The organism is Candidatus Desulfofervidus auxilii (assembly GCF_001577525.1).
GTDB classification, from domain to species: Bacteria; Desulfobacterota; Desulfofervidia; order Desulfofervidales; family Desulfofervidaceae; genus Desulfofervidus; species Desulfofervidus auxilii.
The window spans coordinates 1,688,194-1,701,936 of the sequence record NZ_CP013015.1; the positions used below are offsets into that span (position 1 = coordinate 1,688,194).

Genomic DNA, 13,743 nt, shown 5'->3' on the forward strand with positions numbered 1-13,743 from the left:
TTAAAGAGAAAAAGGCCACCTTAAAGGTGGCCTTTAGTATGCTTTAGCTAAGAAATCCTTAAATTTTTTTAAACTTCTTAAACAGTCTTCTAATAATATCTTTTCTTGATTAGAAAAAATACCAGGATCAAGCCACTCAGCTTCAAATTTAATCCTAAAATGATTTAAAAAATTATAAATTTCTTTAAATTCAGTTACTTTTTCTTCACTTAAAATTTTCTTTTCTCTCAAAACATCCAGACGGTCAAAGGTATTAGTTTCCCTTATCTCTTTTAAAAAGGATAAAAATCGCACCCCATGGACAACCATTTCTGAAATCTCTGTTAAATTCAAACCTTTGGCAAAATCTCCAGAAGTTAATAATACCTGATCACGCACAAAACCCAAAGGCAAGTTTATCTTTGAAATATGTTCATATAATAAACTCAATATTTGATCTTTAGGAAAAGCAATCGCCTCTATTTCTTTAAAAATCCTTTCTTCTCCTCCAATTCTTCTCCTATCCAGAAAAGCACAAATTTTATCTACTTCTTTATTTTCTAGCCACTTTTTAAAATGAATATTAAGTTTCTCAACAGAATTCAAAAAAACACTATCTTTGTGAGCAGTAAAACCCGACTTTTTAAATACTTCCCTAAACTGGTTTATAGAAAAATCCCCTTTATATATCAAACAGAGTTTTAAGGGTAATAACCAACTTTGCTCCATCCGTCCTAGTTCTCCTAATCCCATTAAACAACAGGAAGAACATTTTAAAGAAGAAAAAAGTCTACATAAGATGCGGTCAACAAACTCCGAAGTGAGTTTCCTAATTACCATGGGGCTTGCACCTTCATTAAATAATACCTTAATTACTTTATCTATGTTGGTAATTAACTCAGCCAGCCCTGCAATGGCATTTTTTCTCTCTATCTCAGTAACAAAACTAATGAGATTTACCCCTTGAAGAAGGATTAAATCATGTAAGGAAATTACGCCAATTAAACGTCTGTTATCTAAAACACAGAGATGATGGCAATTATATTTAGCCATTTGTAAAAGAGCTTCAAAATAAGAGGCTTCTTTATCAACTCCCACTATAGAAGTGGTCATAATGTGGCTTATAGGTTTTTTAAAATCAAGGTTTCTAGCAACTACTTTTTGGGTCAAATCTGTTTTTGTCACAATTCCTAAAGGTTTGTTACCTTCATCAATGACCACAATGGAACCCACTTTGTATTTTGCCATCTGTTGGGCAGCAGCAATAATAGAAGTTTCTTTATTGCAGGTTACAGGAGGTTGCTTTATAAGGTCACTCAATTTTACAGTAAGGTGAGACACCAAAGGCTTTTGTTTTCTCAATTGGTGCGCTAGTGGCTTAATTCGGGTCTCAAAATGTTCTTTAAAAATAGAATATTTATCACAGAGTTTTAAAAAAGTTCCTTTAGGAATTAGATAACATACCACATCTTCTATAGCCATGGCCTTGTATCCCTTTTCTCCTTTTATAAGGTTGATACCACCTATGTAATCTCCCTCACTTCTGTATTCCACTCTTTCTCTTTCAATTTTTACGATGCCTGAATAAATTAAATAGAGAAATGAAATTAAAGAAGTTTCCTCCAAAATTGCAGTCCCTTTAGGATAATATTCTATTAAAATCTCTTTTGCCACTTCTTTTATTACTGATTTAGGGAGAAGATTAAAAGGAACCACGGTAACCAAAAATTCTTCAATACGCTGAAGGGGAAGGCTTAAACTCGCTACTCGATGTGGCAAACAAATCTCCTTTTAAACTTTAGCTATTCTTACTAAATCCTTTAGGGTCATATTTTTATCTTCTGCTTCCGTTAATAATTTCTGAAAGAGCATGGCTGTACCTAGCACATCCCCAATAACACTATGTCTATCAAACAAAGGGACTCCTAACTCTTTAGCTACCGCATCCAGTGAAAGGTCATGATTTTGGGGCTCAAGACTATAATTGGCATATGGTTTTTTAATAAAGAGAAATAACTTTAAAACATCAAGAGTAATATTAGGCAACCGAATTCCAAAATAATTTTCCATCTCTTTGTTAATAAACATCAAATCAAAACCTGCTTGATAACCCACAAGTATATCTTGGCCACAGTATTCAATAAATTTTATCAAAATTTCATCTGCTTTGGGTCTATCTTCTACCATGGAAGGAGTAATCCCGTGCACAAAAATAGATGGGGCTGGGATTTCCGCTCTAGGTTGAATTAACTCATAAAACATATCTGAAAGCACTACCCTTCCTTTGGTGATACCTAACGCCCCTATAGCTACAAGTTCTGCTTCTTTCTTCAAACCAGTAGTTTCTGTATCAAACACTACAAATCTAGGGGTTTTAATCCCTATATTAAGCTTTGGAGGTATTGTTTCTAAAATCTCCTTAATATGTAAAGGTAGGCGTCTTTTTGGTTTTTTCTTGGTAAATCTTTTTTTAAAGATTGTCCAAAATGACATGACTTTCCTTTTTAAATTATTGGTGAAAGATAAAATTTCTCCCGCAAAACAGCCTGAAATCTATTAATTGCCTTTAGTGCTCCTTTTAGAAAGCCGTATTCCAATGAACTTAACTCTCTCAGGTCTATTATATTATCAGGAATTCCCTCTCTTCCCACACATTTCAGCTGATGCTGTAGCCGGATGCGCATCAAAAAATCAAAAGCTCCAAGTAAATCTTGGGCATCCTGCTCACTAATTACTCCTTTTTCTTTAAGTTTATTTAAACGCTGCCAAGTATTTTTATCTTCTATGTCTTCCATTAAGGCATAAAGCCGGATGCCATTAACAATTGCAGAAATTCCATAAAGCTTGATATTAAGCAAATTTCTTCCTCCACTTGCCCTTTGAGCAGCAAACCACTCTAAAAAATTGCTTGGGGCATTGATTAGGGCAGTTTGGGCTAAATTCCTAAATATCCCACGCCAGCTTTTTATAGTCTTGACAAAAATGTGATATAAATCCTTTGCTAAGGAAAAATTTCCCCATATTGGTCTCAAATCTGCTATCACTGTTAACCATATAACTGTATTTTCATTCTGATTAATTATCCATTTCTTTAATGCTTTTTCCCATGAAGAGATAGAACGGCACCAGTTAGGCTGATTGGCCATTATCCCTCCTGAGCAAATAGGGTAACCACACTGAAGAAGATAATTTACTGCTTTATCCCCAAAAGAATTAGCTATCTCAATAGGAATATTGCTAAAGACTATTCCGTTATCTTGGTCTGTAATTAAAGTTTGCTCTCTACGCCCTTCACTGCCAAATACTAGCCAACAAAGATGCCCTGATAAATCTTTTATACCTTTTTCTTGAATAAGAGATGAGGTAGTTAATTCTAAAATTTTTCTAATAATATGGTCATGAATTTCAGTAATTAATAAACATAAATGATACATACTTAACCCTGATCTAAGCAAAGAAGCTGCTACCTGCGATGTTTGTTTAAATAGAAAACTTAAACCTTCTAGTGAATTTTGTTCCCCAATTTCCCTAATAAAGGCAATGGGATGAGGAGTGCTCAATAACATCAAGTCATGACTGGAGATCACACCTTTAATTCTTCTTGTTTCATTCACAACAGGCAGGTGGTGAATATCATTTTTCATCATAATCCGTAATGCCTCAAAGGCAATTGTCTCAGTAGAAATAGTTACCACTGGTTTGGACATAATGCTTTCAACAGGTATCTCAGTGCCTAAATTATGGGCCAGAACTTTATTCCGTAAGTCCTTATCAGTGACAATACCCAAAGGAATCTCCTGCTCATCCACCACCACCACAGAACCTATTTTGTTTTTCACCATCATTGAAACTACTTCATGAACCTTTATATCAGCCTTACATATTACAGGTGGACGGGAAACAAGTGAAATTACAGATGAGTTCAAAAGATCCAGATTATGCATCTAAGAATTTTAAAGGGTCTTACCTTTAAAGGCAAGACCCTTCTAGACTAACCAAACGCTCCTGCGCCTAGTAAAAAGATAAATATAATAGTAAAGGCTAAAACCAAAATTAAGGTAATATCTTCCCCTTTCATATTCTCCTCCTACTTGCTTTTAGTAGGCAATACCTTAGCTACACCTACCGGGGCCTTTATCTCTTCTATAACAATATTCTTTTCTACTTCAGCCCGCTGAATCTGTTCATCTGTTATATATGACAACCCTGCCTTAAAGCAAAGTGCCCACATCATAACAATCCCTATTAACCACCAAGTGATTTGCCATGACCAAAGAGGGGGAAAGCCAGCAAAAGAAAAGCCCTTGTTCCCTAAAATAGCCAAAGGTCCGATGGCAAACAGATACCATAAAGGAACACCTATTTTCAAAAACCTTCTCCAATTCCTTTGTGAAGGAGTGGGGCTATCAATACTATCTAACCACTGACGCATCTCTTGTTGTCGATTTTTAATCTCTGGCGAATCTTTTACTCCCAAACCCCTACAGAGATAAGCTACTAATAAGGCTGCAAAAATCCCCCATCCAGCACAGTGAATTGTAAGAGGATATTTAATTATCTTATAAGTGATAAACACAGCAACCATTCCTGCTAATACTCCAAGCGCTGCCCCTATTCCAGGGAATCTAAATCCCCAAATAGTTCCTAAAAGAGGTAAATACATGATGAATCCAAAGGCAGTAGCTAGCCCTCCTAACATAACCAAGGCAGCCTTTGAAGTTAAACCTACAATTAGGGCTACCGCAGTAATTAACACCGCTAATAATCTGGAAGTCCAAATCTGCTCAGCATGACCAGCATTAGGCCTCATAAAACGAAAATAAACATCACGACATATAATCGTAGCACCGGTTCCTACATAAGGAGCAGCTGTGGAATGCATGGCAGCGATGGCACCTATAAACACCAGTCCTAGCCAGAATCCTGGTATATAGTTTTTCATAAGCAAGGGTACCAAGTCAGAATCCTTAGTAATACCTAATACATCGGTAAGAAGCACACCCCCCAATCCCTGAAAAGCAGTAAAAAAGAACAGGGCAAATCCAACTACAAATGTAGATGCAAATGCCTGTTGCCAGGGAAAAGGACGAGGGTTTTTATTGCCAAATTGCCACATGGTAAAAGCTGGTGATGCCTGAATGCCCATCAGGGCAAACATATAGGTAAGGATCATAACCCCAGTCCATATAGTTTTACCTGAAGTAAACTCTATCATGGATGGAATTTCCAAATACTTAGATGGTAATTTAGCTATTTTAGCGCTAAAATCTGACCAGCCACCAAATTGTTTTAGGGTAAATAACCCAATAATAATAATACCTGCTACTAGCAATATACATTGAAGCATTCCCACCCAGGTACTAGCACGTAAACCACCTGCTGCCACATAAAATAACACTACTCCAGCCAGAAATACAGCCCCCCATTCGAAAGGAAATCCTGTTACCCAGTGAAAGAGGGCACCAGCAGCCATAAATTGAACAGCAGAATAGAAACAGGAATAAAGGAAAGCGGTGATAACTACCAACCATCTCATAGCTTCATTTCCAAAATAATAAGCATACATATCCCCAGGGGTGATAAATCCATATCTTTTTCCCAAAAGCCAAACTCGTTTAGCGAAAAAAGTGCCAGTTATAGGAATGGTTAAAACATAAAAAGATGCAAAAGCATAAGGAAGTCCATCCCTCCAGATCAGCCCAGGATGACCAATGAATGTCCATCCACTAAAAGAAGCAGCAGTGGCCGCTAAAAGAAAGGCTATCATAGGAATCTGTCTACCAGCAATAGTATATTGGGCCGTGGTTTTGGCCTTGATAGCCCCTTCTATGCCCCAATAAATACAATAAACAATGTAACCAATAAGTAGTATCCAAACCCACGTCACTCCGCTCATTTTCTCCTCCTTTTCTATTTAGTCTGCTAATGTTGTTAAATCCCCTGGGTCTAAACCTAACTCCTTTGATTTCAATACCCTACGCATAATCTTACCACTGCTGGTCTTAGGTATATTTTTCACAAATTCAATAGATTTAATAATAGCTATTGGACCAAGTTCCTTTTGCACATATTGTCTTAATTCTCTATCTAATTCATCGGTGGGCTTATATCCCTTTTTCAAAACTACAAACACTTTAGCCACTTCCCCTTTAATAGAATCAGGAATACTTATACAAGCTGCTTCAGCTACCGCTGGATGAGAAAAAAAGGCATTTTCTACATCGGCTGTGCCTATACAATGCCCGGCTATCTTCATAATATCGTCAGCACGGCCTTGAATCCAGAAATAACCATCTTCATCTTTTCTGGCCACATCACCTGTAGTGTAAACATTACCAGGAATAATCTCCCAGTATTTTTTATACCCATCTGGGTCACCCCATAAGGTGCGGAACATAGCTGGCCAGGGTCGTTTAATGACTAAAAATCCCCCTTTACCTTGTGGTATAGGATTCCCTTCTCTATCCACAATTTCTACATGAATAGCTGGAAATGGTTTGGCGACAGAACCTGGCTTTAAAAGAGATATGGGGAAAGGAGTAATCATAAACATCCCTGTTTCTGTTTGCCACCAAGTATCCATAATAGGACATCTTTCCCGTCCTACATTTTCATAATACCATAGCCAGGCTTCTGGATTGATGGGCTCTCCTACTGTACCTAACAAACGGAGTGTCTTTAGATGATGACGACGAGGCAACTCAGCCCCAAATCGCATGAGCATTCTAATAGTAGTAGGAGCAGTATAAAGGATATTAACACCAAATTTATCCACAATTTGCCATAATCTGTCTGCTTTAGGACAAAGGGGATGCCCTTCATACATTAATGTGGTGGCACCACATAAAAGGGGACCATAAAGTAGACAACTATGACCCGTTACCCAACCTATATCTGCGGCACACCAATAAATATCCGTCTCCTTCAAGTCAAAAACCCACTTCAAGGTGCGATAGACACCTACCATATAGCCACCATGAACATGCAATACCCCTTTAGGTTCTCCAGTGGTGCCTGAGGTATAAAGAATATAAAGGGGATGTTCGGCGTCCAATATTTCTGTTTCACATTCTTCTGATGCCCCTTCCATTAAATCATCCCACCAAAGGTATCGGCCATCACTCATATCTATTGGTTCCCCTGTTCTTTTTACTACAATCACGTGTTCTACACTAGGACACTCAATAATAGCTTCATCTACCGCCTTTTTAAGATTAATGATCTTGCCATTCCAATAGGCTCCATCACTGGTAACTATTACCCTTGCTTTGGCATCATTAACCCTCTTTTTTAATGCTATAGCACTAAAACCAGAATGAATTACCGTATGAATTACCCCTATCTTAGCACATCCTAGCATAGCAATAGCTGTTTGTAATAAATTGGGCATATAAATAGCCACTCTATCACCTTTCTTTAAACCTAGAGACTTAAGCACACTGGCAAATTGGTTTACACGCCGATAAAGCTCATAATAAGTCAATTTTTTCTTCTCTCCCAGTGGCTCACCTTGCCAGATGATAGCCACCTTATTTTTCCTAAAAGACTTGATATGCCTATCTAGGGCATTATATACAATGTTGCACTTTGCCCCTACAAACCATCTGTAAAATGGAGCATGGCTCTCATCTAAAACCCGATCCCATTTTTTAAACCATTCTAGTTTTTCTGCTGCTTCTTCCCAAAATCCTTCTAAATCTCTTTGCCCTTTTTCTAAAGCCTTCTTATAATCTTTAGGACTTATATTTGCCTCTACTACTATTTCTGGTAAGGGACGGAAGACACGTTCTTCTGATAAAAGGGTCTCTGTAGGTTCTTTGAACCTAAAACTCTCTTCCATAATCAGTCTCCCTTTAAAAAATCTATGGTTAGATCTAATTTAAACCAGCTAAAACAAGAATGTCTAGAGACCGCCAGATAAAAGGACTGTTTTAAAGACAGACGGTTAAAGAATACGGTAAAAGGCAAAAATCAAAATAACTCTTCCAAAATTCAAACACAGTCAAATATATAAGTATATAAGGCAAGCGGTAGTGTGGAGTGCTCGCTCGTGGTTGGAATTTTTTCCAAAAAACAATCGCGGATTTTAGGTTGCCAAAATTATTGAAATTGTGTTTATATTCTGATATAAATTAGAAAAATCTGTTTGGAGGAGGACATGAAAAAGCAGTTTTTGTTCTTTTTATTGGTTTTTGTAGGTATGGGAATGGTTTTGGCATGTGGTCCTGAAATAAGCACTAATGTGCAAACAGCAGGGCCTACTGTACAGCAGGCAGTTACCTATGAAGGGCCAAAGGCCCGAATTGCTGTAGCCAGGTTTAAATGTAAAGCGGCCAAATGCAGCGGGGAAATAGGAGATGGTTTGACTGATATGTTAGCTACTGCTCTTTTCCAGACAGGAAGGTTTGTGGTTTTGGAAAGGGGAGAAGGGTTAGAGGATATTAAAGAAGAACTCAATTTAGGCCAATCAGGGTATGTAAAACAAGAGAAGGCACCTCAAATTGGTCTCATGGAAGGAGCAGATATCCTAGTCATGGGTGCCATCACTGCTTTTGAGCCAAAGGCTTCTGGTATAGGAGGTGGTGGTGTGGTTGTGCCCTTTAAAGTGCCATTTATTGGTGGGGCAACTATAGGCAAAAAGGAAGCATATATTGCTGCTGATATAAGACTGGTAGATGTGAGAACAGGAAGGATAATAAATGCTACTAAGGTGGAAGGTAAGGCTTCTAGTTGGAAAGCAGGAGGAGGGGCTGGGTTCCTAATTGGTTCTGTGGCCTTAGCTGGTGGTTTAGGAGGTTATAAAAATACTCCTATGGAAAAAGCAGTTAGAGTGATGTTAGATAGTGCGGTTCAGGCTATTGCCCAAATGGTGCCTGAAAGTTACTATAGACAAAAATAATAAAATTAGTCCTAATTGTCTTCAGCAACTCCAGGATGCAAACAAAGGGGTTGTAAATCTCAAGATAGTTTCACAGTCCTGGGATTGCTTGACAAGAAAACAAAGAGTGTTAAATTTTGCTTTTATGTTATTTTTCATTATTTTGAGGCAAGGATATGTTTAAATATTATCTTTTTACCCCTGGTCCTACACCTGTGCCTCCCAAGACTTCTTTAGCTATGGCTGCCCCTATTATTCACCATCGCTCTCCCCAATTTGCTACAGTTTTGGCAGAAGTAAAGGAAAATTTAAAATATGTCTTTCAAACTCAAAACGATGTCTTAATTTTGGCCTCTAGTGGAACAGGAGGAATGGAAGGTGTGGTTACTAATACCCTTTCTCCAGGGGATAAGGCATTAGTGGTAAGGGCAGGAAAGTTTGGTGAGCGCTGGGCAGAAATCTGTAAAGCTTATGGAGTAGAAGTTCTTAATATTGATGTTGAATGGGGAAGATGTGTAAAGGCAGAGCAAATTGCTCATGGATTAGACAAAAATCCAGAAATAAAAGCTGTTTTTGTTCAGGCCCATGAGACTTCTACAGGGGTTAAATTTCCTTTGAAAGAAATTGCTGAGGTGGTCAAGAAAAGAGAAACCACTATTTTAGTGGTAGATGCCATATCAGCTCTTGGGGCTATGGAGATAAAAACCGATGAATGGGGTTTGGATGTGGTAGTAGGTGGTTCCCAAAAGGCCTTAATGTTACCTCCTGGCTTGGCCTTTGTTTGCTTGAATGAGAAGGCTTGGAGATTTGTGGAGGAATCCCGTTTACCCAAATATTATTTTGATTTTTCTAAAGAGAAAAAAAGCTTAGAGAAAAATCAAACCGCTTATACCCCTGCGGTTTCTTTAATTATAGGCTTGAGAGAAAATTTGAGGCAGATTAAACAAATAGGTTTGGAAAATATTGTTAAATATCACCAACGTCTTTCTGATGGGGTAAAAATGGCTGTTAAGGCCATGGGACTTTCTATTTTTACTAAGGAAAATCCCTCTGAGGTCCTAACCGCAGTGGAAGCCCCAAAAGGAATTGATGCTCAAATGATTGTAAAAAAATTACGAGAGGAATACGGAATTACCATTGCCGGAGGACAAAGTCAATTAAAAGGAAGAATTTTTCGCATTTCTCATATGGGATATACAGATGAGCATGAAATGGTGATGACTATTGCTGCTTTGGAACGGGTGTTGATTGAGTTAGGTTATGAGCTTATTCCAGGCACAGGCGTAAAGGCAATACAACAAATATTACTTCAAAAATAAGGGAAGAAGTGATGGCTACCTATAAAATACTTATAACTGACAACATTGCTCCTCAGGGGATTGAATTATTAGAAAAAGTGCCTCAATTTGATGTGGAGGTAGCTGTTTCCCTCTCTCCTGAAGAACTTAAGAAAAAAGTAAAAGATGCACATGCTTTAATCATTAGAAGTGCTACTAAAGTAACCTCTGATGTAATTGAAGGAGCAAAAAAACTAAAAGTAATAGGACGAGCCGGTATAGGTTTGGATAATGTGGACGTGAGGGCTGCCACTAAAAAGGGTATTGTGGTCATGAACGCCCCAGAAGGAAATATGGTTACTACCGCCGAGCATACTATAGCCATGCTTATGGCCTTGGCTCGAAATATTCCTCAGGCCACAGCTTCCTTAAAATCGAAAAAATGGGAGAAAAAGAAATTCCAAGGCCGGGAACTTTACCGCAAAATACTAGGTATAATTGGTTTGGGCAGAATAGGTAGTATTGTTGCAGATAGGGCAAATGGATTGAAAATGAAGGTTATTGCCTATGACCCTTTTGTTCGTCCTGAGATGGCTGAAAAAATAGGTGTAGAATTAGTTTCCCTAGAGGAGTTGTATCAAAGGGCTGATTTTATCACCATTCATACCCCGTTGACTCCAGAAACAAAGTATTTAATAAACAAAAAGGCCTTTGCTCAAATGAAGGATGGGGTGATGATTGTAAATTGTGCCCGGGGTGGGATTGTTAAAGAAAAAGACCTATATGAAGCTATTCAAAAAGGAAAGGTAGCTGGGGCAGCCTTAGATGTATTTGAAAAGGAACCACCTCAAGATAATCCTCTTTTAGATTTAGATAGAGTGATTTGCACTCCTCATCTGGGGGCCTCTACTCAAGAGGCACAAACTAATGTAGCCGTAGCCATTGCTGAACAAGTTACTGATTATCTTATTAATGGGGTAGTGCGGAATGCAGTTAATGTTCCTATAATTTCCGAAGAACTCCTTTCTGTTTTAGGCCCTTATCTTACTTTGGCCGAAAAAATAGGGGCCTTTCATGCCCAAGTAGTAAAGGCTCCTATAAAAGAAGTAGAAATAGAATATATTGGAGATGTAGCCAAGACAGATACTAGACCTATTAAAATCGCAGGCCTTAAGGGTCTACTTACACCTATTTTGGGTGAGCAGGTAAATTTTGTCAATGCCGATTTTTTAGCTACTGAAAGAGGTATTCAGGTCAAAGAGTCCAAAAGAGAGATTCCTAGTGATTTTACTAATGTTATTATTGTAAATGTTCACACTGAATCTGGGGAAAAGAAATCTATTACCGGCACCATTTTTGGGAAAAAACAACCTCGGATAGTGCGTTTAGACGGTTTTGCCTTAGAAGCTGTCCCTGAAGGACACATGCTTCTAATTCAAAATGTAGACAGACCAGGTGTAATTGGCAATATAGGCACTATTCTAGGTAGACATCAAATCAATATTGGTCGGATGCACGTTGGTCAAGATGAGATTACAGGCCAGACTTTAATCTTACTCTCTACCAATATTCCTGTTCCTAAACCAGTGCTTGAGGAGATAAAGGAATTACCTCATGTTATATCTGCTATATCATTAGAACTTTGAGGAAAGATAAGATGGAAGAACCTAAAGGTTTTAAGGTAGAAGATAAAAGGCGTATTTTTAAAGAAGATAAAACAGAAAAAGAAAAACAAGAAAAATCACAAGCTACCTCCAAAACTGTGCTTCCTCCAGTAAATTTTTCTACTTTTATAGTGTCTTTGAGTTCTTCTACCTTAGTTCATTTAGGAGAGATACCAGACCCCATTACAGGGAAAAAGGAGAAAAATCTAGATTTGGCTAAACAGACCATAGAAATTCTAGAAATGCTTAAAGAGAAAACAAAAGGTAATCTAGACAATGAGGAGGAAAGTCTTTTAAACAATATCTTATTTGACCTTCGCGTCAAATATGTGAAATTAAAATAAGAGTTTATTTGGGTGCACAATTTATAGTATTTCTGAGGTAATTAAAACAGGATAAACAGGAAAGTCTTAAGTAGAAAATTGATTGGGCAAAGGTGTTAAAATAAAGCCCGGTTGAGGAATAAAATAACGAGGAGAAAATAATGCGCAAATGTAAATTTCCCTTGTGGTCTCTTATCTTAGTAGGAATATGCTCTTTTATTATAGGTATTGTCTGGCTTACCGGAATGCAATTTACCCATAATTTGCCAGCTCGACCAACTACAACAGTAGAAACTAATTCCCTTCCTTCTTTAGCCCCTATGGTAAAGGAAGCTTCTAAAGCAGTAGTGAACATCAGCACAATAAGGGTAATAAAGGGGCCTGGACCGGTATTTAAGTATTTCTTTGGTCCCTTTGGAGAAGAAGACCCATTTAGAGAATTTTTTGAAAGATTTTTCGGAGAGATTCCACAACCTGAAATGAAGCAAAGAAGTTTAGGTTCAGGTTTTATTATTGATAAAGATGGTTATATCTTGACCAATAATCATGTGATAGAAAAAGCTACTAAAATTACAATAAGACTATTAAATCACAAGGAATATAAAGCAGAGATAGTAGGGCGTGACCCTAAGACAGATATTGCTTTATTAAAAATAAATGCCCATAATTTACCTGTCTTGAGTTTGGGTGATTCTGATAAATTACAGGTAGGAGACTGGGTAGTAGCTATAGGTAATCCATTTGGCCTGGGTCATACCGTTACTATAGGAATTATTAGCGCCAAAGAGCGAATTATCGGTGCAGGACCGTATGACCATTTTTTACAGACCGATGCAGCTATTAACCCAGGTAATAGCGGTGGGCCCTTGCTCAACCTGAGAGGTGAGGTGGTGGGTATCAATACAGCTATCGTTGCTCAAGCCCAGGGTATTGGTTTTGCTATTCCTATAAATATGGCTAAAAAGATTGTTCCTCAATTAAAAAAACACCATCGAGTAGTTCGGGGTTGGTTAGGTGTGATGATTCAAGAAGTAACTCCTCAAATAGCTCAAGCCTTAGGAGTAAAAGAACCACAGGGGGCCCTGATAGCGGATGTTACTCCTAATAGTCCGGCGGAAAAAGCAGGACTGAGAAGAGGGGACATAATAATTGAATATAATGGTCATCCTATTAAAGAGATGAATGAACTTCCTAGATTGGTAGCTGTAACTCCAGTGGGAGAAAGGGTAAAAATAAAGGTTTGGCGTGATGGAAAGGAAAAAACTTTTACCGTAACTATTGGAGAGCTTAAAGAGGAAATGGCAGAAGAGCAAGGTGTGGTTCCTAGTGGGTATGATTTAGGAATAGAAGTAACAGAAATTACACCTTCTATAGCTGCTAGACTGGGAATAGATAAAGGAGTGGTGATTTCTAGAGTGAGACCAGGTAGCCTAGCCTATGAAGCAGGACTGAGGAGAGGTGATGTGATTTTAGAAATAAATAAGAAACCTATAATAAAACTTGATGATTATTACCAAGCTATAAAAAGACTAAAGCCAGGAGAATCAGTCCTGTTTTTGGTAAAACGGCAGGAAGGCACTTTATTTATTCCTTTGCAAATACCAAAGGGAGAATAGGCAAGT

General features: G+C 37.9%; 10 protein-coding genes. 5 read left to right on the forward strand and 5 right to left on the reverse strand.

The genetic code is table 11. The annotated features are described in order from the left end of the window. Window positions 1-33: 33 nt before the first annotated feature. The 5 genes from HS1_RS08475 to acs form a co-directional block, all read right to left on the reverse strand. On the reverse strand, window positions 34-1,758 hold the full coding sequence (locus tag HS1_RS08475; RefSeq protein WP_066063905.1) for a CBS domain-containing protein: 1,725 nt from the start codon (window positions 1,756-1,758) through the stop codon (window positions 34-36). A 12-nt stretch (window positions 1,759-1,770) separates the two neighbouring features. Then, window positions 1,771-2,472 carry a 3'-5' exonuclease gene (locus HS1_RS08480; RefSeq protein WP_066063908.1) on the reverse strand — a complete coding sequence of 234 codons (702 nt, stop codon included), beginning with the start codon at window positions 2,470-2,472 and terminating at the stop codon, window positions 1,771-1,773. A gap of 11 nt (window positions 2,473-2,483) precedes the next feature. Next, the gene (locus tag HS1_RS08485; RefSeq protein WP_082757729.1) at window positions 2,484-3,923 is read right to left on the reverse strand and encodes a DUF294 nucleotidyltransferase-like domain-containing protein; all 1,440 of its coding nucleotides are present in this window, start codon (window positions 3,921-3,923) and stop codon (window positions 2,484-2,486) included. Between the two features lie 143 nt (window positions 3,924-4,066). Then, window positions 4,067-5,875, reverse strand: a complete 1,809-nt coding sequence (locus HS1_RS08490; protein WP_066063915.1) for a sodium:solute symporter family protein — start codon at window positions 5,873-5,875, stop codon at window positions 4,067-4,069. Between the two features lie 18 nt (window positions 5,876-5,893). Beyond that, window positions 5,894-7,819: an acetate--CoA ligase gene (gene acs / locus HS1_RS08495; protein WP_066063918.1), complete on the reverse strand. Its 1,926-nt coding sequence runs from the start codon at window positions 7,817-7,819 to the stop codon at window positions 5,894-5,896. Between the two features lie 318 nt (window positions 7,820-8,137). Here acs and HS1_RS08500 point away from each other — a divergent pair, with 318 nt between their 5' ends. The 5 genes from HS1_RS08500 to HS1_RS08520 all read left to right on the forward strand — a co-directional run bounded on the left by HS1_RS08500 (window position 8,138) and on the right by HS1_RS08520 (window position 13,737). Next, entirely contained in the window at window positions 8,138-8,878 is a 741-nt protein-coding gene (locus tag HS1_RS08500) for a CsgG/HfaB family protein (protein WP_066063922.1), read from the forward strand. A gap of 155 nt (window positions 8,879-9,033) precedes the next feature. Then, complete coding sequence (locus tag HS1_RS08505) at window positions 9,034-10,176, forward strand: pyridoxal-phosphate-dependent aminotransferase family protein (protein ID WP_066063924.1); 1,143 nt, start codon at window positions 9,034-9,036, stop codon at window positions 10,174-10,176. Between the two features lie 11 nt (window positions 10,177-10,187). Continuing rightward, window positions 10,188-11,780, forward strand: coding sequence for a phosphoglycerate dehydrogenase (gene serA, locus HS1_RS08510; protein ID WP_066063927.1), 1,593 nt, complete (start codon window positions 10,188-10,190; stop codon window positions 11,778-11,780). 11 nt (window positions 11,781-11,791) lie between these two features. Then, entirely contained in the window at window positions 11,792-12,142 is a 351-nt protein-coding gene (locus tag HS1_RS08515) for a DUF1844 domain-containing protein (RefSeq protein ID WP_082757731.1), read from the forward strand. Window positions 12,143-12,282: 140 nt separating this feature from the next. Further along, complete coding sequence (locus tag HS1_RS08520; RefSeq protein WP_082757732.1) at window positions 12,283-13,737, forward strand: DegQ family serine endoprotease; 1,455 nt, start codon at window positions 12,283-12,285, stop codon at window positions 13,735-13,737. Window positions 13,738-13,743: the final 6 nt, after the last annotated feature.